Source organism: Nonomuraea sp. NPDC050153, assembly GCF_044460125.1.
In the GTDB taxonomy this organism is placed as follows: Bacteria; Actinomycetota; Actinomycetes; order Streptosporangiales; family Streptosporangiaceae; genus Nonomuraea.
This window is the reverse complement of the sequence record NZ_JBITJQ010000003.1, coordinates 461,982-482,102: the sequence shown is the minus strand read 5'-3', so window position 1 is coordinate 482,102 and position 20,121 is coordinate 461,982. Positions and strand designations below refer to the sequence as shown.

Annotated in this window: 20 protein-coding genes; 9 read left to right on the top strand and 11 right to left on the bottom strand. The window is 72.0% G+C overall.

Going from position 1 to position 20,121, the window contains the following annotated elements:
- Nucleotides 1-78: 78 nt before the first annotated feature.
- Complete coding sequence (locus ACIBQ1_RS10750; RefSeq protein WP_397276338.1) at nucleotides 79-333, bottom strand: signal peptidase I; 255 nt, start codon at nucleotides 331-333, stop codon at nucleotides 79-81.
- A gap of 170 nt (nucleotides 334-503) precedes the next feature.
- On the opposite strand from ACIBQ1_RS10750, the gene ACIBQ1_RS10745 reads away from it, so the two are divergent.
- The 3 genes from ACIBQ1_RS10745 (at nucleotide 504) to ACIBQ1_RS10735 (ending at nucleotide 3,380) form a co-directional block, all read left to right on the top strand.
- Nucleotides 504-1,223, top strand: coding sequence for a class I SAM-dependent methyltransferase (locus tag ACIBQ1_RS10745; protein WP_397276337.1), 720 nt, complete (start codon nucleotides 504-506; stop codon nucleotides 1,221-1,223).
- Between the two features lie 70 nt (nucleotides 1,224-1,293).
- Nucleotides 1,294-2,508, top strand: a complete 1,215-nt coding sequence (cysC, locus tag ACIBQ1_RS10740; protein WP_397276335.1) for an adenylyl-sulfate kinase — start codon at nucleotides 1,294-1,296, stop codon at nucleotides 2,506-2,508.
- Complete coding sequence (locus ACIBQ1_RS10735; protein WP_397276333.1) at nucleotides 2,505-3,380, top strand: sulfite exporter TauE/SafE family protein; 876 nt, start codon at nucleotides 2,505-2,507, stop codon at nucleotides 3,378-3,380. The genes cysC and ACIBQ1_RS10735 overlap by 4 nt, the downstream gene beginning before the upstream one ends.
- Here the strand turns inward: ACIBQ1_RS10735 and ACIBQ1_RS10730 are convergent.
- Nucleotides 3,325-4,362 (bottom strand): glycoside hydrolase family 26 protein, encoded by a 1,038-nt coding sequence (locus ACIBQ1_RS10730; protein WP_397276332.1) that lies wholly within the window; start codon nucleotides 4,360-4,362, stop codon nucleotides 3,325-3,327. The two genes, ACIBQ1_RS10735 and ACIBQ1_RS10730, sit on opposite strands and share 56 nt — an antisense overlap.
- Before the next feature lie 294 nt (nucleotides 4,363-4,656).
- Between ACIBQ1_RS10730 and ACIBQ1_RS10725 the strand changes: the two genes are divergently transcribed.
- From ACIBQ1_RS10725 to ACIBQ1_RS10700, 6 genes are read left to right on the top strand one after another with little or no spacing between them, the layout of a single operon-like run.
- Nucleotides 4,657-5,928 carry a Wzz/FepE/Etk N-terminal domain-containing protein gene (locus ACIBQ1_RS10725; protein WP_397276330.1) on the top strand — a complete coding sequence of 424 codons (1,272 nt, stop codon included), beginning with the start codon at nucleotides 4,657-4,659 and terminating at the stop codon, nucleotides 5,926-5,928.
- Nucleotides 5,925-7,268: a hypothetical protein gene (locus ACIBQ1_RS10720; RefSeq protein WP_397276328.1), complete on the top strand. Its 1,344-nt coding sequence runs from the start codon at nucleotides 5,925-5,927 to the stop codon at nucleotides 7,266-7,268. Before ACIBQ1_RS10725 ends, ACIBQ1_RS10720 begins: the two co-directional genes overlap by 4 nt.
- On the top strand, nucleotides 7,265-8,164 hold the full coding sequence (locus ACIBQ1_RS10715; RefSeq protein ID WP_397276326.1) for a hypothetical protein: 900 nt from the start codon (nucleotides 7,265-7,267) through the stop codon (nucleotides 8,162-8,164). Before ACIBQ1_RS10720 ends, ACIBQ1_RS10715 begins: the two co-directional genes overlap by 4 nt.
- A gap of 5 nt (nucleotides 8,165-8,169) precedes the next feature.
- The gene (locus tag ACIBQ1_RS10710) at nucleotides 8,170-9,015 is read left to right on the top strand and encodes a sulfotransferase domain-containing protein (RefSeq protein ID WP_397276752.1); all 846 of its coding nucleotides are present in this window, start codon (nucleotides 8,170-8,172) and stop codon (nucleotides 9,013-9,015) included.
- On the top strand, nucleotides 9,012-10,268 hold the full coding sequence (locus ACIBQ1_RS10705) for a lipopolysaccharide biosynthesis protein (protein ID WP_397276325.1): 1,257 nt from the start codon (nucleotides 9,012-9,014) through the stop codon (nucleotides 10,266-10,268). Before ACIBQ1_RS10710 ends, ACIBQ1_RS10705 begins: the two co-directional genes overlap by 4 nt.
- The gene (locus ACIBQ1_RS10700; protein WP_397276323.1) at nucleotides 10,265-11,218 is read left to right on the top strand and encodes a sulfotransferase; all 954 of its coding nucleotides are present in this window, start codon (nucleotides 10,265-10,267) and stop codon (nucleotides 11,216-11,218) included. The genes ACIBQ1_RS10705 and ACIBQ1_RS10700 overlap by 4 nt, the downstream gene beginning before the upstream one ends.
- Here ACIBQ1_RS10700 and ACIBQ1_RS10695 read toward each other — a convergent pair.
- The 9 genes from ACIBQ1_RS10695 to ACIBQ1_RS10655 form a co-directional block, all read right to left on the bottom strand.
- A complete protein-coding gene (locus ACIBQ1_RS10695; RefSeq protein ID WP_397276321.1) occupies nucleotides 11,208-12,188 on the bottom strand; it encodes a WecB/TagA/CpsF family glycosyltransferase in 981 nt (326 codons plus the stop codon). The two genes, ACIBQ1_RS10700 and ACIBQ1_RS10695, sit on opposite strands and share 11 nt — an antisense overlap.
- Nucleotides 12,185-13,090 carry a glycosyltransferase family 2 protein gene (locus ACIBQ1_RS10690; protein ID WP_397276320.1) on the bottom strand — a complete coding sequence of 302 codons (906 nt, stop codon included), beginning with the start codon at nucleotides 13,088-13,090 and terminating at the stop codon, nucleotides 12,185-12,187. Before ACIBQ1_RS10690 ends, ACIBQ1_RS10695 begins: the two co-directional genes overlap by 4 nt.
- Nucleotides 13,087-13,983, bottom strand: coding sequence for a sulfotransferase (locus ACIBQ1_RS10685; protein WP_397276318.1), 897 nt, complete (start codon nucleotides 13,981-13,983; stop codon nucleotides 13,087-13,089). The genes ACIBQ1_RS10690 and ACIBQ1_RS10685 overlap by 4 nt, the downstream gene beginning before the upstream one ends.
- 88 nt (nucleotides 13,984-14,071) lie before the next feature.
- Entirely contained in the window at nucleotides 14,072-15,334 is a 1,263-nt protein-coding gene (gene cysN, locus ACIBQ1_RS10680; protein WP_397276316.1) for a sulfate adenylyltransferase subunit CysN, read from the bottom strand.
- Nucleotides 15,335-15,401: 67 nt separating this feature from the next.
- A complete protein-coding gene (gene cysD, locus ACIBQ1_RS10675; protein ID WP_397276315.1) occupies nucleotides 15,402-16,316 on the bottom strand; it encodes a sulfate adenylyltransferase subunit CysD in 915 nt (304 codons plus the stop codon).
- A 19-nt stretch (nucleotides 16,317-16,335) separates the two neighbouring features.
- On the bottom strand, nucleotides 16,336-17,175 hold the full coding sequence (locus ACIBQ1_RS10670; RefSeq protein ID WP_397276313.1) for a 3'(2'),5'-bisphosphate nucleotidase CysQ: 840 nt from the start codon (nucleotides 17,173-17,175) through the stop codon (nucleotides 16,336-16,338).
- Nucleotides 17,175-18,614: a sugar transferase gene (locus tag ACIBQ1_RS10665; RefSeq protein WP_397276312.1), complete on the bottom strand. Its 1,440-nt coding sequence runs from the start codon at nucleotides 18,612-18,614 to the stop codon at nucleotides 17,175-17,177. The genes ACIBQ1_RS10670 and ACIBQ1_RS10665 overlap by 1 nt, the downstream gene beginning before the upstream one ends.
- 108 nt (nucleotides 18,615-18,722) lie before the next feature.
- Nucleotides 18,723-19,307: an aminoacyl-tRNA hydrolase gene (gene pth, locus ACIBQ1_RS10660; RefSeq protein WP_397276310.1), complete on the bottom strand. Its 585-nt coding sequence runs from the start codon at nucleotides 19,305-19,307 to the stop codon at nucleotides 18,723-18,725.
- Between the two features lie 64 nt (nucleotides 19,308-19,371).
- A complete protein-coding gene (locus ACIBQ1_RS10655) occupies nucleotides 19,372-19,989 on the bottom strand; it encodes a 50S ribosomal protein L25/general stress protein Ctc (RefSeq protein WP_397276309.1) in 618 nt (205 codons plus the stop codon).
- Nucleotides 19,990-20,121: the final 132 nt, after the last annotated feature.

Genomic DNA, 20,121 nt, shown 5'->3' with positions numbered 1-20,121 from the left:
TCGCGGGGGTTCTCTCCAAGGGTACTCGCAGGCGTAACTCGGCAGCCCCCGGTTACCAGGCCCGACCACTGCGCCCGGCTACTGGGCCCGGTAACCAGGCACGGAGGGCCAGCGGACGGTGAGCACGGTCGAGGCCTCCTCCGCGCGCCACGAATGGTCGACGCCTTTACCCCAGACCACGTAGTCACCCGGCTCGGCCAGCAGGACGCCGCGGCCCGGCAGCTCCACCCGGAACCGGCCGCTGATCAGCACCAGCAGGGCCGTGCGCGCCTCCCCCCTGACCCACTCCGCCCGCTCCTCGCCGGGCTGGTGCACCCCCCATTTGATCTCCACGTCGTCACTGTGCCTTGGGTCTCCGAGGGGTTTGAAATGACCCAGCAGCCAGCCCCGGTCCATGGGCGCATCGACGCCGGCATTTCCGATGTAAACCTCGCCGCTCACGGGGAAGGATGCTAGCGAGGAAATGGCTTACTGAAACCGCACGAGTGATTACTGTAGGTGACATGTCTGAGGTGCGATCGGTCGCCCAGCGGGGCGACCTCTTCGGTCAACGGGTCCGCGAGCACTGGTCCGGGGTGCCCGGCAGACGACTCGACGTGCTGGTCGCGGGGTGCGCGCACGACGAGCCGCTCGACCTGGAGCGGATCGAGATGAGGGCCACCGGGGCCGACGAGGAGCACCCCGCGATCAGGGCGGTGCTCGGGGAGCGGGCCGACCTGGTGTCGTGGTCGCTGGGCGACCTGCGCTGCGTGCCGCTGCCGCCCAGATCGTACGACGTGATCCAGCTGTCCTTCCTGCTGGAGCGCATCAAGCACTCGGAGCTGGTCTTCGACCGGCTGCTGCAGTCCCTGCGCCCGGGCGGCCTGGTGCTGCTGCGGATGCGCGACCGCAGGTCCGCCTACGGGCTGCTCGACCGGATCATGCCGTCGCTGCTGCGCCGCATGTTCTGGCGCCTGCTCGTCACCCCCGGCACCCCGGGCCCGCTGCCCAGCGTGTACGAGCCGCTGGCGTCGAGCGACGGCATGCATGCCTTCTGCCTCAGCCGGGGCCTCATGATCACCGACGACCGGCGGACCACCAGCGGCCCGGCCCGCCGTCGCAAGATCACCGTCGCCGCGGTCGCGCTGGCCGCCAAGCTGACCAACGGCCGCTACCCTGCCACCCACGACGAGATCACCATGGTCATCAGGAAACCGCAACACCACTTCGCCCGGGTCCTCTAGCGGCACACTTGCATCAATCGGTAGACTCCATCCCTACCAATTCAATCGGAATAGTTGGGATGTTGGAGCCGTGGAGTGGACCCCCGATGCGCGCGAGCTGGCCGACCTCGAGCTGCTGCTCTCGGGCGCCTTCGAGCCGCTGAGCGGGTTCCTGGGCCACGATGACCTCCACTCCGTGCACGAGCGCGGCACGCTCGCCGACGGCACGCCGTGGCCCGCGCCCGTCACGCTCCACGTGTCCGCCGATCTCGCGCCCGGCGACGAGGTCACGCTGCTCGACCCCGAGGGCCTGCCGCTGGCCGCCCTCACGGTGGCCGCCCAGGAGCCCGACGGTCTGACCTCGGGGCCGGTCAAGGGCCTCGGCACGCCCGAGCACGGCCCGTTCGCGCGCCTGCGGCGCACTCCGGCCGAGGCCAGGGCGGAGCTCGCCGGGCGTCCCGCGCTCGCCGTGACCATGCGGGGGCCCCTCGACGACCTCTCCGAGATCGTCGCCACCGCCAAGGAACTCGACGCGGTGATCATGCTCCTCCCCCTCTCGTACGGCGAGCCGGGCCCCGCGATCGTCCGCGCCGCGCTGCGCGCCAAGGAGAAGCTGCCGGAGGACACGATCGTCGTCTCCGTGCCGCTGGCGCCCCGCGAGGAGCCCGAGATCGACCTGGAGCTGCGCGAGCACGTCGCCACCGCCTACGGCGCCACCGAGCACCTGGCCGGCCCCGACCCGGTGCACATCCCCGGCCCGCCGCACCGCCGCGGCCTCGTGGTCTTCTTCACCGGCCTGTCCGGCTCCGGCAAGTCCACGATCGCCCGCGGCCTGCGCGACGCGCTGCTGGAGCTCGGCAGCCGCACGGTCACCTACCTCGACGGCGACGTCGTACGCCACCTGCTGTCCAAGGGCCTGACGTTCTCCAAGGCCGACCGCGACCTGAACATCCGCCGCATCGGCTTCGTCGCCGCCGAGACCGCCCGCCACGGCGGCCTGGCCATCTGCGCGCCCATCGCTCCCTACGCGGCCACCCGCGAGGAGGTGCGCGAGATGGTCGAGTCGGTCGGGGCCGACTTCCTGCTCGTGCATGTCGCGACGCCGCTGGAGGAGTGCGAGCGGCGCGACCGCAAGGGCCTGTACGCCAAGGCGCGCGCCGGCCTCATCCCCGAGTTCACCGGCGTCTCCGACCCCTATGAGGAGCCGGACGACGCCGAGCTGGTGATCGACACCACGCACATCTCGATCGACGCGGCCGTCTCCCAGGTTCTGGGGACGCTGCGGTCCGGAGGCTGGGTCCGTTGATCGACTTCCCCCTGATCCTCGGGTCCTTCCTCGTCGCGATCGTGGTCGGGCTGACCGGGATGGGCGGCGGGGCGCTCATGACGCCGATGATGATGCTGTTCTTCAACGTCCCGCCGCTGGCCGCGGTCTCCAGCGACCTGGTCGCCTCGGCCGTGATGAAGCCGGTCGGCAGCGTCGTGCACCTGCGCCGGGGCACGGTCAACCTGCGCCTGGTCGGCTGGCTGTGCGCGGGCTCGGTGCCGACCGCCTTCTGCGGGGTGTTCCTGGCCCGCGCGTTCGCGGTCACCGACGCGGTGAAGTACGCGCTCGGCGTGGCGCTCCTGCTGGCCGTCGCCGGCATGGCGCTCAAGAGCTGGCTCGGCTCGCGGGGAGGCACGTCGAGCGCCCACGAGATCGTCGTGCGCCCAATTCCGACCCTACTGGTCGGTATGGTAGGCGGATTGGTCGTAGGGATCTCGTCGGTCGGGTCCGGATCGCTGATCATCGTGGCCCTGCTCGCCCTCTACCCGGCGCTCAAGGCCAACCAGCTCGTCGGCACCGACCTCGTCCAGGCCGTGCCGCTGGTGACCTCCGCCGCGCTCGGGCACCTGCTGTTCGGCGACTTCCAGCTGGACCTCACGCTGTCGCTGCTCATCGGCTCGATCCCGGGCGTCTACCTCGGCGCCCGGATCTCCTCCCGCGCCCCGGGCGGCTTCATCAGGGCGCTGCTGGCCATCGTCCTGCTCGCCTCCGCGCTCAAACTGCTGGACGTGAGCAACACCATCACCGTCTGGGCCCTCGTGGCCGCCACGGTGGTCACGGTCGTGGGATGGCGAATCACGGCCGGGGGACGGGCGTCGAGCGGAAGTAAGGATCCCGAGCCAGTTCGCTGAACGCCCGGTCGGCCCCCGAGCCGGCGTCGAAGCTCGTGTCGCCGCGCGGCGCCTGCGGCGAGTCGAAGTACAGCAGCGCCTTGATCTGCGGATACCGCTTGATCTGCCGCCGCACCGACTCGAAGAACGCGCGCTTGAAGGTCCGGTCGTCCTTCCGCTCGAACACCCCCCACTCGGCCACCATGACCGGCTTGCCGGGGAAGCGCGCCTGCATCCACCGGTAGAACCCCGGCCAGTCCGGATATTCCTTGCGGGTCTTGTTCACCAGACCCTCGAAGTCCTCGACCCGGCTGTCGGCGTACGGGTCCATGGCCACCCAGTCGACCACGTCGTCACCCGGGTAGAGGTCCTCGAACCACGGCTCGGCCGCCCAGTTCGGCGCCCCCATGTACGTCATGACCATGACGGCGTTCTTCACCCCCTCGGCCCGCAGCCTGAGCACGACGTGCCGGAACATGGCCGCGTAGTCGGTGGCCTGCATGCCCGAGCCCGACGACTCGTCGACGTCGTTCTCCGGCTCGTGGTGCAGGGTGAGGAAGAACCGCTCGGGGAAGGTGCGCCTGAGGTATCCGGCCAGCCGGTCGATCCTGGCGTCGAGCGCCCCGTCGGCGATCTCGGCCCAGGTGTGGTCGAACGAGGGCTTCCAGTTGACCATGAGCAGCCGGGGCCTGGCCGGGTCGCGGGCCAGCCTGACCTCCGCGGGCGTGGGGAACAGCTCGCTGCCCCGGTGGTAGACGTGCACCACGTCGGCGGCGGCGCCCATGCGCGCCTCGGCGCTGTGCAGGGCCTGGTCCAGCGGGGCGCCGGTGAAGACCTCCGGCGCGATGCCCCACCAGGCGCCGCACGACGGGATGAGCCTGGAGGTGGCCGTGCAGGAGGGCGAGCCCGCGGCTTCCTTGATCGCTACGGGCGCGCGCGCGTTGGAACCCTCCGCCGTGGAGCAGGCGGCGAGCACCGCGACAACGGCCAGAACGAGCGCCACGTTGATGGTGTCATGAGAAATTCCCCGTAGCTGCAAAGCCTTTCAACCCCCTCGTCGAACGACCCTCGCCTATCAAACCCGATCCTTGCCGAGCCGTTCCTGGAACTTCAGCAAGTGTGCCGGGTCTCACCAGCTCGCGAGGGGTGTATCGCCCAAGGAATTTTCCGGACATTTCCTTTTATAATGTCTTTGCCTTGTGCCTTTCTGCAGAAAATCTTGGGTAATCGGCTTGGCTGATAATCGTCCGCCCTATAGTGGGCGCACATCTCGACGCAATTCCAGGAGACCCTCCCCATGAGCTCCGGCACGGACCTGGACGAGCACCTCTCGCTGCTGCGCAGGCGATGGCTGGTGCTGGTGGGCTGCGTCGTGTTCGGCGGCACGGCCGGCCTCGCGCTCATGCGGCTCACGCCGCCCGCCTACACCGCGACCACGCAGGTGCTGGTCGTGCCCGTCGGCCCACAGGAGCCCGCCAACCAGGTGACCAATCGCCAGCGCGAAGCGCTCAACCTCGACACCGAGGCCCAGGTCGCGCAGTCCGCCGTGGTCGCGGCACGGGCGGCCAGGACGCTGCAGGTCGAGACCCCGGAGCCGGTCGAGGTCTCGGTGCCGCCCAACTCGGCGGTGCTGTGGATCTCGGTGACGGCCGCCGACGCCGGCGTCGCCGCCGCCCAGTCCCGCGCGTACGCCCAGGCGTACCTGGTCAACCGCCGCGAGAGCGCGCTGACCGCGCTGACCGCGCAGCAGCAGGTGGTGCTGGGCAAGCTCAAGCAGGTCAACACCACGCTCGACACGGTGATCAAGCAGCTCGCCGGGCTGTCCAAGGGCACTCCCGAGCACACGATCGCCGCCCAGCGGGAGAGCGTGCTCAACCGGCAGGCCGCCGGGCTCGCGCTGAGGTACGACGCGCTCAGGACGGTCGCGGTGACCCCCGGCACGATCATCAGCCAGGCCGTCCCGCCGGCCGCGCCCAGCTCGCCCAGCCTGCCCCTCCACCTCGGCACCGGGCTCATGGCCGGGCTGCTCGCGGGCTCGGCCGCCGCCTACACCCGCGACCGCCTCGACCGGCGGCTGCGCTCGGCCGCCGACGTCGAGCGGCTGACCGGCCTGCCCGTGCTGGGCGACCTGTCGGGCCCGCGCGAGCCCGGCGTGGCCCACGAGCTGGCCTGCGCCGCGGTCGCCGCGTGCCCCGGCAAGCGGCTGCTGGTCCGGACCCTGCCACCCGACCTGGAGGAGTCCGGCGACCCGGTGCCCGTCAGCATGCCCCTGACCGTGCTCGACGGCTCCGACGTCCGCGACCTGTCCAGGGCGGACGCCGCGCTGCTGCTGGTGGGGCTCGGCCGGGCCACCTCGGTCCACGTCGCGGCGGCCGTGCGCCGGCTCGCCAGGCACGACGTGCCCGTCATCGGCGTGGTGACGGCGACCGACGCGCTGCCGTCGTTCGTGCCGCTGCTGGAGCCGCGCACGCACACCCCGCTCGGCAAGCTCGTCGCCACGGGCGAGCTGGAGCTGGGCGAGACCACGCCCATGCACATGCACCCCCGGCGCCCCGGCCAGCCGACGTGATAGGGCCCGCGTGGCCGATCGCGGCGCTGCTCGTCGGCTATCCGGTGTGGTGGGCGCTGGGATTCGGCGGGCTGTCGGTGATCGTGGTGGCGGTGCCGATGGCGGTGGTGCTGTGGCGGCGCCGGCCGATCAGGGTGCCGCGCGGGTTCGGGCTGTGGCTGCTGCTGCTCGCCGGCTACCTGGTGAGCGGGCTCATGCTGTCGGAGATGCCGCCTGGCACGTACGGCGAGATCGGCCCCGGCCGGATCGTCGGCTACGCCATGCGGCTGGCGCTCTACACCGCCATCCTGATCACGGTGCTCTACCTGGGCAACCTCACCGAGCGCGAGCTGCCGCAGCTGCGCCTGGTGCGGATGCTCGGCGTGCTGTTCGTCACGACGGTCGCGGGCGGGCTGCTCGGCGTGTTCGCCCCCTCGTTCGCGTTCACCTCGCCGGTGGAGCTGCTGCTGCCCGACTGGGTGGGCTCGAACCCGTTCGTCCAGAACCTCATCCACCCGACCGCCGCCCAGACGCAGAAGGTGCTGGGCTTCGCCTCCCCCAGGCCGGAGGCGCCGTTCGAGTGGGCCAACGCGTGGGGCAGCAACGCGTCGGTGCTGCTGGTGTGGTTCGTGGTCGGGTGGTGGGTGTACGGGGGGCGGCGGCAGAAGGTCTTCGTGGCCGCCGTGATCGCCCTGGCCGCGATCCCCGTCGTCTACTCGCTCAACCGCGGCCTGTGGATCGGGCTCGGCCTGGCCGTCGCGTACCTGATCGTCCGGGTGGGGGGCCGGACCAGGGTGGCGCTCTGCGGGGCCGTGGCGGCGGCGGCGGTGGCGTTCGCGCTGAGCCCGCTCGCGCCGCTGGTCGCGCAGCGGCTGGACCGGCCGCACTCCAACGACATCAGGGCCTTCACCGTGACGGCCACCGTCGCCGCCGCCGGCCACTCTCCGCTCATCGGGTACGGCAACACGCGCAACGCCATGGGCAACCATCGCACGATCACCACGGGCCGGACGCAGTGGTGCGAGGGCTGCGGGCACCCGCCGCTGGGCAGCGACGGCCAGCTCTGGCTGCTGATCATCACGCAGGGCTACGCCGGGGCCGCGCTCTACGTGGCGTTCTTCGTGGGCGCGATCCGGCGCCACCGGGCCGACCGCAGCCCGATCGGGCTGGCCGGGGTGCTGGTGATGGGCCTGGTGCTGCTCTACATGTTCATCTACGACGGCCTGGTCACCCCCCTCAGCCTCTATCTCATCTCGTTCGCCCTGTTGTGGCGGAACAGTCGGGGGGAAATCACGTGTGTGATGGATCCGCAGCGAAGCGAGGACATCCCTCACAGCACGCCGAGCGGGGCTCGGCCATGAGCAGGGACGCCGCCATCCGGCTCGACTACCTCGATCAGACCGTGCGGCTGCTGTATCCGGGGTCGGGGTCGCCCCGGGCGTACACCGTGCTGCCGCACGCCGCCGTGCCCCGGCGGATGGTGCCGCGCCGCTGGTGGCACCCGTGGTCCTCGGTCACCGTGCCGGGCGAGGGGTCCATCGCCGCGTACCTGGGGGAGGTCTTCGGGCGTCCCGTGGAGACCGTCCTGCACGTGCGGCCGGCCGTGCGGGCCAACCGCAAGCCCGTCCTGGAGGCCCGCTCGGGCGGGCGGCTGCTGGCGTTCGTGAAGATCGGCGACAGCGCGCGGGCACGCGCGCTGATCACCGCCGAGGCGGCGGCCCTGCGCAGGCTGGCCGGGCTGCCGCTGGAGCGGGTGGTCCCGCCCGCCGTGCTGCACCACGGCTCCTGGCGGGAGCTGTCGGTGCTGGCGCTGTCGCCGCTGCCGGTACGGCGCGGCCGGGTGCCGAGGCGGCTGCTGCTCGACGCGGTCAGGGAGATCGCGGCCACCGGCGGGCCGGGCGCGGCCTGGCACGGGGATCTCGCGCCGTGGAACATGTCCCCGTCCCGCGACGGGCGGCTGCTGGTGTGGGACTGGGAGCGGTACGAGCTCAGCGTGCCCTACGGCTTCGACATCGTGCACCACTTCTTCCAGCGGGCCCTACGCCGGATGTCCCCGCCGGTCGCGGCGCGGGCGTGCGTGGCGCGGGCCGCCCGCGAGCTCGCCCCCCTCGGGGTGTCGGACGCGGTGGCCAGGCAGAGCGCGCTGCGCTATCTCATCGCGCTGGCCGACCGGCACGCCGCCGACGGGCACGCGCCGCTCGGGCCGCCGGAGACCTGGCTCAGCCCGGTCGTCGACCACGAGGAGCTGCTCACGTGAAGACCATGAAACGGTCGGTGCTGTCGCTGTCCCGCGCCACGGGCAGGATCACGTCGGGGGCGCGGGTGCTGCCGTCGTTCCTGATCGCGGGGGCGCAGCGGTGCGGCACCACCTCGCTGTACCGGGCGCTGGCCCAGCATCCGCTGCTGCTCAAGCCGGTGCTGCACAAGGGCGTCCACTACTTCGACGTCGGCTACGCGCGGGGGCTGCACTGGTACCAGGCGCACTTCCCGCTGCGGATGAGCGCCGGCCTCGTCGAACACCGGTACGGCTCGCGGGCGCTGGCGTTCGAGTCGTCCCCCTATTACCTGTTCCATCCGCTGGCCAGTGAGCGCATCGCGACCGATCTGCCCGGAGTGCGGCTGATCGTGCTGGTACGCGATCCGGTGGCGCGCGCCTGCTCGGCCCACGCCCACGAGCTGGCCAGGGGTTACGAGACGGAGTCGCTCCTGGAACACGCGATCGGGCTGGAGCCCGAGCGGCTGGCAGGGGCCGAGCAGGCGCTGCGCGACTCGCCCTCCGCCCAGCACCACTCGCACCGCCACCACGCGTACCTGGCGCGCGGGCGCTACGCCGACCAGCTCGACCGGCTGGAGGCTCTGGTCGGCCCCGGGCGGATCCTGGTGCTCGACAGCCACCGGTTCTTCGCCGAGCCGGAGACCGCCTATGACCGGGTGCTGGAGTTCCTGGGCGTGCCGCACCTGGGCTATCCGCTGTTCGAGCGGCACAACGGGCGCGCCCTGCCGCGACCGGCGCCGCGCGGGCTGGCGCGGGAGCTGCGGGACCACTTCGAGCCGTACGACGCCCGGCTGGTGCGGTGGCTGGGCGGTGATCCTTCGTGGCGGCGATGACCGGGGTCGCGGACCGGCGGCTGCGGCGCGGCGGGATCGCGGGGGTGCTGGGGGCGGGCTCCAGCGCGGTCGCGCAGTTCGTGCTCGTGGTGGTCGTGACCAGGGCGTTCAGCCCGGCCGACGCCGGGGCGTTCTTCACGGTCACCGCGATGGCCCTCATGGCGGCGGGGATCGCGAAGCTGGACGCGGGGAACGGGCTGGTGTTCTTCATCGCGCGGGCGAAGACCTACGACTACGTCGGCATATCCGGATATATCCGGGCGGCTCTGGTGCCCTGCTTGGTGGCCTCCTGCCTCGCGGGGGCCGTGCTGTATCCGCGGCTGGGCCCGCTCGCCGCGATCCTGCCCGTCATGGTGGTGGGGGACGTGCTGCTGGCCGCCACGCGGGGGTTCGGGTCCATGCGGCCCACCGTGCTCGTGGACGGCCTGCTGGTGCCCGTCTCTCAGCTCGTGCTGGTCACCTGCGCCGCCCTGGCGGGGGCGGCCTCGTGGCTGCCGGTGGCGTGGGGGGCGCCGTACGCGCTGGTGGCGGTCATCGCCTGGGCGGCCCTGCGGGGGCGCGTGGCGCGGACCCCGTACCTGCCCGGGACGGTTCGCGACCTGTGGCGGCACACGGCTCCCCGGTCGGTCGCGGGGGCGATCCAGGCGGTGTTCCAGCGGCTGGACATCGTGGTCGTCGCGCTGCTCGGCGGGCCCGCGCAGGCCGCCGTCTACACGGCCGCCACCCGGTTCAAGGTGGTCGGGCAGCTCGCGAACCAGGGGCTGGCACAGGCCGTGCAGTCCCGGCTGGTGGGTGCGCTCGCGAACGGCGACCGGGAGCGGGCCGGCGAGCTGTACCAGACCGCCACGATCTGGCTGGTGCTGCTGACCTGGCCGGTGTGGCTGGCGTACGCGGCGCTGGCGCCGTGGCTGCTGCGGCTCTTCGGCCCCACCTACGGGTCCGCGGCCCCGGTCGCGCTCGTGCTGGCGGGCACGATGATGGTGGCGACGGCCTGCGGGATGGTGGACGTCGTGCTGACGGCCGCCGGGCACACGAGCGCGAGCCTGTTCAACCTGCTGGCGGCGATCATCTGCACGGTGGCCCTGGACGTGGCCCTGATCCCCGTCCACGGCGCGCTGGGGGCGGTCATCGGCTGGTCGGGCGGCATGCTCGTCAAGAACCTCCTCCCGCTGTGGCAGCTGCACCGCCGCTACGGCCTCCACCCCTTCGGCCGCCACACCCTGTCCGCCCTTCGTGCGGGGAGACTCGTGTGAGGGAGGCGCCGGTACTGGTGACGGGGTTGCCGAGGAGCGGCACGAGCTGGACCGGCAGGATGCTCGCGGCCGGCGGCGACCTGGTCTACGTCAACGAGCCGCTCAACCCGCAGCACCCGCCCGGCCGCTGCCCGGGGGTGCTCAGGGCCACCGTGACCCACCGCTTCCAGTACATCTGCGACGACAACGCCGCCGACTGGCTGCCCGCCTTCCGCGACACGGTGGCCCTGCGCTACCGCTGGCTCTCCGAGCTGCGCGCGAACCGCTCCCCGTACGACCTGGCCCGCCTGCTGCGCTACGGCACCGCCTTCGCCCTGGGCCGACTGACGGGCCGCCGGGCGCTGCTGGACGACCCGTTCGCGGTGCTGAGCGCGGGGTGGTTCGCCGCGGCCCTGGGCTGCCGGGTGATCGCGCTGGTGCGGGACCCGGTGTCGTTCGTGGCGAGCTGGCAGCGGCTCGGGTGGACGGTCTACTTCCACGAGCTGCTCGAACAGCCGTTCCTGGTCCGCGACCACCCCGAGCTGCTGGAGCTGCGCGCGCTCGTCGGCTCCCAGGACCGCGTCGCCAAGGCGGCCGCGCTGTGGCGGGCGACCCGCGCGATCCTGGACCGCGCGCCCGGCGTCCGCGTCACCTCGTACGAGTCGCTGGCCGCCGACCCGCTGACCGGCTTCCGCAGCCTGTACGCCTACGCGGACCTGCCATGGACACCCGCGGCCGAGCACCGCATCGCGCGGGCCTGCACGGGACCGTCAGGCGCGGGCACGGGGGGCACCCGGCCGGGTTCATCCCGCGCGGGGTTCGCCTGGTCGGGCCCGTCGCGCACGGGGTTCGCCTGGTCGGGCCTGTCGCGCACGGCCTACCGCCCCATGGACTCCCGCCGCGCGCTCGACGACGCCGCCCGAGGGCTCAGCCCGGACGACGCCGCCCGGGTCCGCGCCCTCACCTCGTGAGGCGACCGACCAGGCAGCTCCCCAGCAGCCGCAGCGCGAACGGCAGGTCGTCGACCAGATAGCGGCGCGCCAGCCGCCCCGGCTCGCAGCCCAGCCGGAACGCCCACTCCAGCCCGGCCCTGCGCATCCACTCCGGCGCCCTGGAGACCGTGCCGGCGGCGAACGAGATCGCCGCCCCGCACCCCACGAACCACGCCTCCGGCATCTCCGCCCTCAGATCGGCGATGAGCCGGTCCTGCCGGGGGAACCCGAGCCCGACGAACACCACCCTCGGCCGGGCCGCGGCCACCATCCTCCGGACGCGCGCGCTCCCCTTGGGGGTGGTGTCGAAGTGGTACGGCGGCGCGTGGACCCCGCACACCTGCAGCCGGGGATGGCAGCTCGTGAGCTCCTGCGCGGCCCTGCGCGCCACGCCTGGCGGGCCGCCCAGCAGGTAGACGGGCCAGCCCCGGCGCGCGGCGAGCTTGCTGAGCGACCAGATGAGGTCCGCGCCCGTGACCCGCTCGGGCACCGGGGTGCCGAGCAGCCTGGCCGCCCACACCAGCGGCATCCCGTCGGCCACCACCAGCTCGGCGGTGCACACGAGCTCCCTGAGCGCGGGGTCGGTGGCGGCGGCGCGGCAGATGTCGACGTTCGGGGTGACGATCCGCCCGCCCCTGCCGGCCTCCAGCTCGGCCTCCACCCACCGGACCACCTCGTCCTCGGTGAGCGCGTCCACCGCGATCCCACCCACCCACACCCGATCCCACCCCCGGCGAGACGCCGCCGCCCGCGCCTCCTCAGCGCCGGCCGCCCCCCGCTCCCCCGCACGTCCCTCAGGGGCCGGCGCCCGCCCGGACGGGGCGTTCGCCGGCGTGTCCGGGGAAGCGTCGAGCGGTGGCGGGTCGTGCGGCGGGGTGGTGTCCGGTCGCGTGCCCTCGGGCAGGCGTTGGAGCGGGACCTGCGGTGTGGTGGTCCTGGAACGAGTCAAATGCCGTGCCCCCTACGGTGAAGGGCGGAAAGAACCGCCGGCGCGGAGATGAGTCCGGCCGCCACCGCCAGGGCGATCGGGGCGCGTGGCTCCCCGACGCGGGTCCCCATGGCGCGCAGGGCCCAGCGGGCGGCCTCGCGGCGGTGGCCGAGCGCCGCGTGGCCGAAGGCCAGCTGGCCGTAGACCCGTGCCGCGCCGCGCGGGTCCACGGCCAGTTCGGGGTGCCGGGCGAGCATCCAGTCGAGCCCGGCAATGCGGTCCGCCCATCGGGCGACATAGTGGGATCCGCCCCATCGCACCCGGACGAGCGGGCGGTCCACGTGCGTGATCGGCCGGCGGGCGGCGGCGCGCAGGGCCAGGTCCCAGTCCTCGTTCTGGCCGCCGGGGGCGCTCTCGTCCACCCGCAGCGCGCCGCGCTCGAACAGGAACGTCGACGAGTGCACCATCACCATGCGCGAGCGAACCAGGTCGTCCGCCGTCACCGTGTCGCACCCGGCGAGCCGGGGCACGCGGCGGTGCCCGTACTCCACCTCGATGCCGCAGCTCGCGAACTCGCCGCCGCGCTCGCCGAGCGCCCGCGTCTGGGCGGCGAGCTTGCCGGGCAGCCACACGTCGTCGTCGTCGCAGAACGCGACGAGGTCGGTGTCGCAGGCCGCGATGCCGGTGTTGCGGGCGCCGGGGAGGCCCGGGGTCAGCGTGTTCGGCAGGACCCGGACGGGGCCCGGCACCTCGATGTCCCCAGGCGCGGCGCCGTCGGCGACCACCACCACGGACAGACGCCCCGGGTGGCGCTGGGCCAGCGCCGACTCCACGGCCTCGCGCAGCTGCGCCGGGCGGTCGCCCCGCGTCGGGATCACCACGCCCACCGAGGGGCCCACCGAGGGGCCCACCGAGGGGGTCATGCGGTCCCCTGATAGCCGTAGCGGGCCCTGAGCGGCCACGTGAGGGCGTTCACCACCCGGCGGTCGCCGTCACGCAGGCCCGTCACCCACGAGTCGTCCCGGCGCAGCTCGATTCGCCCCACGTGGAAGCGCATCGGATTGCCGGAGGCGGTGTGGGAGGGCCCGAGCCAGGCCGTGCGGCCCTCCAGGAACGGCAGGTCGGGCTCCGCGAGGCCGAGCCCGAGCGCGAGGGAGGTGAGCGTGGGCCCCGGCGCGGCGAGGAGGTCCTCGTAACGGACCCTGGTGACGCGGGCCCCGCGCCCCGGCAAGAGTTCGAGGGCGGCGTTCTGGGCCGTCCAGTGGACGGCCGTGTGGGCGGGCCGCCACCGGGTCATGGGCCGCCCGTCCTCGGGGCGCGGCACCGTCCTGGCCCAGGAGTGGGCGACGGCTCGCGGGTCCCTGACCACGTGGACGATCCGTACGTCCACGCCGCCGGAGACCAGGCAGCAGGCCAGCGACGCGTGCTTGCTGGAGTCGATCACGACCGGCGCGCCCGCGGCCTCGTACACGAGCCGGTAGGCCCGCACGTACTCGGCCAGGTCGGCATGCGCGATCCGGGCGATCCGGCGGGTGCGGTCGACCCGGCGCCGCAACGTCAGGATCTTGCCCGCCAGCGCCGGGCTCCATCCGCCGAACGCCCGCTCCCCCACCTGCCGCCAGAAGGGACAGTCGGGAAAGGCCACCCCGCACCCGCAGAGCTCTCCCGCGAGCACGCCCCGCTCCCAGAGGTGCACGACCTCACCGAGCGCGACCACCCCGGGCAGCTCGCCCAGGAGCCGCTCGAGCAGTGTGGTACCACTGCGCCCGAGTCCTCCCAGGTAGATGACCCGGGTGGTGCTTTCGCGGTCGGTCACGGAGGAGGCTTTCGCGTCGTGAACACGGAACGCGAAGACCCTATCGCGGAGAGTAATCAGGGGTTCGGTGAACCCCTGAAAGATCTACCTAACGTGCGTCGATGACCATGCCGGCGCCGACGGTGCCGTTGGTGGCCTCGTCCACGAGGATGAAGCCGCCGGTGAGCCTGTTACGCGCGTAGTCGTCCACGAACAGCGGCTGCGTGATCCGCAGCGACACCCGCCCGATCTCGTTGAGGCCGAGCGAGGTCGCCTCCTCGTCACGGTGCAGGGTGTTGACGTCGAGCCGGTAGTGCAGGTCGCGCACCATGGCACGGGCCGTACGGGTGGTGTGCTTGATCGTCAGCTTGGAACGCGGCGTCAGCTTGAGCCCGTCGGCCATCCAGCAGACCATCGCCTCCAGCTCCTGCGCCACCTGCGGCTGGTTGTTCGGCCGGGCGATCATGTCGCCGCGCGAGACGTCGAGGTCGTCCTCGAAGCGCAGCGTCACCGACATGGGCGGGAACGCCTCCTCGACCGGACCGTCGAAGGTGTCGATCGAGGCGATGCGGGTCGTGAGCCCCGACGGCAGGTGCACCACCTCGTCGCCGGGCTTCAGCACGCCGCCCGCCACCTGGCCCGCGTAGCCGCGGTAGTCGTGGAAGGCCTGCTCGGTGGCCCGCTGCGGGCGGATCACGTACTGGACGGGGAAGCGCACGTCGACCAGGTTGCGGTCGGAGGCGATGTGGACGTTCTCCAGGTGGTGCAGCAGCGACGTGCCGAGGTACCACGGCATGTTCTCGGAGCGCGAGACCACGTTGTCGCCGTTGAGCGCGGAGATCGGGATGAAGGTGAGGTCGGCGACGTTCAGCTTGGACGCGAACGCCGTGAACTCGTCCTTGATCTCCTCGAACCGCTCCTGCGAGTAGTCCACCAGGTCCATCTTGTTGACGGCCAGCACCAGGTGGGGCACCCGCAGCAGCGAGGTCAGGAACGCGTGCCGCCGAGACTGCTCCAGCACGCCCTTGCGCGCGTCGATGAGGATGATCGCCAGGTCGGCCGTGGAGGCGCCGGTGACCATGTTCCGGGTGTACTGGATGTGGCCGGGTGTGTCGGCGATGATGAACTTCCGCCTGGGCGTCGCGAAGTACCGGTACGCCACGTCGATCGTGATGCCCTGCTCCCGCTCGGCCCGCAGGCCGTCGGTCAGCAGCGACAGATCGGTGTATTCGGTGCCCCGGTCGCGCGAGGTGCGCTCGACCGCCTCAAGCTGGTCCTCGAAGATCGCCTTGGAGTCGAAGAGCAACCGTCCGATGAGGGTGGACTTGCCGTCGTCGACGCTTCCCGCTGTGGCAAAGCGAAGGATGTCCATTAGAAGTAGCCCTTGAAATAGACACAGCCGATCCTCCAAGGACCGTAACTGCTACGGACGGTCAGCATTAGAAGTAGCCCTCCCTCTTACGATCCTCCATCGCGGCCTCGGACGCGCGGTCGTCGGCCCTGGTGGCCCCGCGCTCGGTGATCCGGGTGGCCGCGATCTCCTCGATGATCTCCTCGACCGTGGCGGCCGTGGACTGCACGGCGCCCGTGCAGGTCATGTCGCCCACCGTGCGGTAGCGCACCACGGCCTCGAACAGCGGCTCGTCCTCACCCCGCTGGACGACGTCGGAGTCGGGCAGCAGCATGCCGTCGCGCTCGAACACCTTGCGGGTGTGGGCGAAGTAGATGGAGGGGATCTCGATGCCCTCGCGCCTGATGTAGTCCCAGACGTCGAGCTCGGTCCAGTTCGACAGCGGGAAGACGCGGATGTGCTCGCCCTTGCGGATGCGCGAGTTGTAGAGGTTCCACAGCTCGGGGCGCTGGTTCTTCGGGTCCCACTGGCCGAAGTCGTCGCGGAAGGAGAAGACGCGCTCCTTGGCGCGGGCCTTCTCCTCGTCGCGGCGCGCGCCGCCGAAGACCGCGTCGAACTCGTGCTCCTCGATCCCGTCGAGCAGCGTGGTGGTCTGCAGGCGGTTGCGCGAGGCGCGCCGCCCGGTCTCCTCGACCACGCGTCCGGCGTCGATGGAGTCCTGCACGCTGGCCACGATCAGCCGCGCGTGCAGCTCGGCGGAGCGGCGGTCGCGGAACTCGATGACCTCGTCGAAGTTGTGGCCGGTGTCGACGTGCATGAGGGGGAACGGGATGGCCGCGGGCCAGAACGCCTTCTCCGCGATGCGGAGCATGACGATCGAGTCCTTGCCCCCGGAGAAGAGCAGACAGGGACGCTCGAACTCGGCGGCCACCTCGCGCATGATGTGGATGGCCTCGGCTTCGAGTACGTCAAGCTGCGACGTCGTGTAGTCGCGCTGGAGCATGGGAGCTTCCTCCGGCGGTTTAGCGGTGCAGGTCCCGAATCCCGTTGAGCAGCGATGTCGCTAGCTCAGGTAGGGAAACCAGGATATCGGGTAGTGACGGGTCGGCTTGGTTGTAGGTCAGCTCGGAGCCGTCGATCCGGCTCGCGTGGACCCCGGCGGCCTGGGCGACCGCGACCGGCGCGGCGGAGTCCCACTCGTACTGGCCACCGGCGTGTACGTACGCCTCGACCTCGCCGGTGAGCACCGCCGAGATCTTCGCCCCGGCGGACCCGATGGGGACCAGGTCGGCTCCGAGGAGGTAGGCCAGCTTCTGCACGAACTCCGGCGGGCGCGTGCGGCTCACCGCGATGCGGAAGCGCCCCCCGTCGAAGGAGGGCGGCTTGGGCGGCTCGGCGGTGGTCAGCGTGCGGCCCTGGGCGGGCAGCGCCACGGCGCCCGCGGTCAGCCTGCCGCCCTCCCACAGCGCCACGTGCACGGCCCAGTCGGACCGGCCCTCCGGTGCGCCTGTGGTCGCGCTCCCTTCGGCCCCGTCTTGGTTACGCGAGCTGCCGCCTCCGAGGCCGGCTCGCCGCTCCGAGAACTCCCGGGTGCCATCGAGCGGGTCCACGATCCACACCCGGGACGCACTGAGCCGGCGCGGGTCGAGTCGCTCCTCGCGGGTGGCCTCCTCCGACAGCACGCTGTCGCTGGGGCGGAGCCTGGCCAGCGCCTCCATGAGGAAGACGTGGGAGGCCCGGTCGCCCTCCGCGCGAAGGGCGGAGGAATCGTCGAACCCGACGCGCTCGCGAATGCCCAGCAACCGCTCACCCGCCTCGGTCGCCAGATCGGCCGCTAGTGAGTGGTCGTCGCGAATCGTCATCAATAAGCTCCTTGCCCACGGGCGACGGCCGACCAAGTTTTCCACAGGATCTGGAGGTCGAGCATGAGGGACCAGTTCTCCACGTAACGCAGGTCGAGGCGTACGGATTCCTCCCACGATAGGTCAGATCTACCACTGACCTGCCACAGGCCCGTCAGCCCGGGGCGTACGAGGAGCCGTCTGCGCACGTCATCGCCGTAGCGCGCCACCTCCTCCGGCAGCGGCGGCCGGGGGCCGACCAGCGACATGTGGCCGAGCAGGACGTTGATGAGCTGCGGCAGCTCGTCCAGCGAGTGGCGGCGCATCCGCGTGCCGAGCGGCGTGACCCGGGGATCGTTCCGGATCTTGAAGAGCACGCTGTCGCGGTCGCTGACCAGAGTGATCTTCTGCTGCTCGGAGCCGCGCCGCATGGTGCGGAACTTCAGGATCGTGAACAGCTTCCCGTCCCTGCCGACCCTGGTCTGCCTGAACAGCGCGGGACCGGGGCTCGACGCGCGCACGGCCACCGCCAGCCCCACCATCAGGGGCGCGAGCAGCACCAGCAGCGCGACGGCCACCAGCCGGTCGAAGATGTTCTTGACCAGTTTCCTGGCCCCGCCCAGCTCGGGGTGCTCCACGTGCAGGAGCGGCAGCCCGGCGGCCGGTCTGATCATGGTGCGCGGGCCCGCCACGTCCATCAGGGCCGGGGCGACCACCAGCTCGGTGTGGGTGCGTTCCAGCCGCCAGGCCAGCCGCCGCAGCGCCTGCCCGTCCATCTCGGGACAGGCCAGGACGGCCACGGTGTCGGCGCGGAACTGGTCGACCACGATCGGCACGTCGCTGAGGTCGCCGGCCACGGGCACCTCGCCCACGGAGTCGCCCGGCGTGCCGCCCGGCAGGCAGGCGGCCACGACGTCCATGCCGTGGTGGCGCTCCTTCCTGAACAGCCGTACCAGCTCCTCGACGGACGCCTCGTGCCCGACGGCGACCACCCTGCGCATGCACTGCCCCGCTGCCCGGCGCCGGTTCAGGGAGCGGCGCAGGGCGTATCTGAGGAGCAGGGTGAGCAGCGTGACCAGCGGCAGCGCGAGCACGACGTAGCCCCTGGCGACGTCGGTCTTGGTCACGTAGGAGCCGATGGCGGTGCCCGCGGTCAGCGCGAGGCCCGACTGCACGACCCGGCGGAACTCCTCGGAGCCGACGCCGAGCATGCGCGGCTCGTACGCGCGGTTGAGCGCCACCGCGAACGTCCACACCACCGGCAGGGCCAGGCTGACCAGCAGGTACGGCAGCACGTACGGCGTGAGCTCGCCGAAGCGCACGTAAAAGGCCACCCCGGACCCCACCCAGGCCCCGCAGAGGTCGCCCAGCACCGCGCGGAACCGATAGGAGCGGACCCAGACGGGTGTGCGCGGGCTGACTCGCCAGGAGGCCACATGGCCAGGTCCGACGATGGCCATGTGACCCTCACCGCGCACGCGCGCCTCCAGGTGACCATTCCTGAACGGACAGTCACTGATCGTAGCGGTGAGAACGGCAGGGAACCGGCGAACGAACCTATGTGGCGATCAGCGTGGTGGGCCGGAAATGTTCAGGTCAGCCCGATGGAAGTCGTTCTGGGTGGCTTCCAGGCCACGCGCCATCAGCGACTCGACGACGTCTGCCGCCCGGTCCACCAGGAAGGGCAGGTCCTTGCGCTCCATGGTGGCGAAGTCCCGCAGCACGAAGGAGGCGGCGTCCATGCGCCCGGGCGGGCGCCCGATGCCGAAGCGAACCCGCAGGTAGTCGCGGGTGGCGAGGACCTTGGTGATCGACTTGAGGCCGTTGTGGCCGTTGTCGCCGCCGCCGAGCTTGGCCCTGAGCGCGCCGTACGGCACGTCGAGCTCGTCGTGGACGACGATCAGCCGCTCCGGGCCGATCTTGTAGAAGTCGGAGAGCGCCCTGACGGGCCCGCCGGAGAGGTTCATGTAGGTGAGGGGCTTGGCCAGGATGGCCGTGCTGGTCTCGCACACTTCCGCCCTGCTCTTGTGCGCCTTGAACCGCCCGCCTGCCCTGGCGGCGAGCTCATCGAGCACCATGAAGCCCGCGTTGTGCCTGTTACCCGCGTATTCGGGCCCAGGATTGCCCAGACCGGCGATCAGCCAGCGATCCATCTGCACCCCTAACAGCGGAACGGGACGGCTCGAGTCCGGCCGCCCCGTTCACGAATCGGACCCGTTACTCGGCGGCGGGGGCCTCTGCGGTCTCGCCCTCGGCGGCCGCGCCCTCGGCGGCCGCGCCCTCGGCGGCCGGCGCCTCGACCGGCTTGGCGATCACCTGGAGCACGACGACCTCGGGGTCGGCGGCCAGCGTGGCGCCCCGCGGCAGCGCGAGCTGCCCGGCGGTGACGGAGTTGCCGACCTCCAGGCCCTCGACGTCGACCTCGACGCCGGTCGGGATGTGGGTGGCCTCGGCCTCGACGGCGACGGCGACGAGCTGCAGGTCGAGCAGGCCGTCGGTGTGGACGTCGCCGACCGTGGTGACGGGGATCTCGACCGTGACCTTCTCGCCGCGCTTGACCAGCAGCAGGTCGACGTGCTCGACGAAGCCCTTGATCGGGTCGCGCTGCACGCCCTTGGGCAGGGCCAGCTCGTCGACGCCCTCACCCTTGAGGTGGATCAGCACGTTGGGCGTGCGGAGCGCGAGCAGCACCTCGTGGCCGGGCAGGGTCAGGTGCTTGGGGTCGATGCCGTGCCCGTAGAGAACGGCGGGCACCTTGTCGGCGCGGCGGATCTTGCGGGCGGCGCCCTTGCCGAACGTGGTGCGCGGCTCGGCGGCGATACGTACTTCGGACACGACATCTCCTAGGGATGCTTGGGTCGGTGGGTGTCGGCGCTCCCCCTCATCCGCCCTAGCGGAAGGCGTTACGAGCGCAACCGTGCCAGTCTACAGTGCTGCCTGCCGGGCTCCGCTCGAAAGCTGTGACGG

Bases quoted from the DNA above. Each gene is read 5' to 3' on its own strand.
- ACIBQ1_RS10745 (WP_397276337.1), top strand. From the start codon at position 504: ATGTCTGAGGTGCGATCGGTCGCCCAGCGGGGCGACCTCTTCGGTCAA.
- ACIBQ1_RS10725 (WP_397276330.1), top strand. From the start codon at position 4,657: ATGAGCTCCGGCACGGACCTGGACGAGCACCTCTCGCTGCTGCGCAGG.
- ACIBQ1_RS10715 (WP_397276326.1), top strand. From the start codon at position 7,265: ATGAGCAGGGACGCCGCCATCCGGCTCGACTACCTCGATCAGACCGTG.
- ACIBQ1_RS10710 (WP_397276752.1), top strand. From the start codon at position 8,170: ATGAAACGGTCGGTGCTGTCGCTGTCCCGCGCCACGGGCAGGATCACG.
- ACIBQ1_RS10705 (WP_397276325.1), top strand. From the start codon at position 9,012: ATGACCGGGGTCGCGGACCGGCGGCTGCGGCGCGGCGGGATCGCGGGG.
- ACIBQ1_RS10690 (WP_397276320.1), bottom strand. From the start codon at position 13,090: ATGACCCCCTCGGTGGGCCCCTCGGTGGGCCCCTCGGTGGGCGTGGTG.
- cysN (WP_397276316.1), bottom strand. From the start codon at position 15,334: ATGGACATCCTTCGCTTTGCCACAGCGGGAAGCGTCGACGACGGCAAG.
- cysD (WP_397276315.1), bottom strand. From the start codon at position 16,316: ATGCTCCAGCGCGACTACACGACGTCGCAGCTTGACGTACTCGAAGCC.
- ACIBQ1_RS10670 (WP_397276313.1), bottom strand. From the start codon at position 17,175: ATGACGATTCGCGACGACCACTCACTAGCGGCCGATCTGGCGACCGAG.
- ACIBQ1_RS10665 (WP_397276312.1), bottom strand. From the start codon at position 18,614: ATGGCCATCGTCGGACCTGGCCATGTGGCCTCCTGGCGAGTCAGCCCG.
- pth (WP_397276310.1), bottom strand. From the start codon at position 19,307: ATGGATCGCTGGCTGATCGCCGGTCTGGGCAATCCTGGGCCCGAATAC.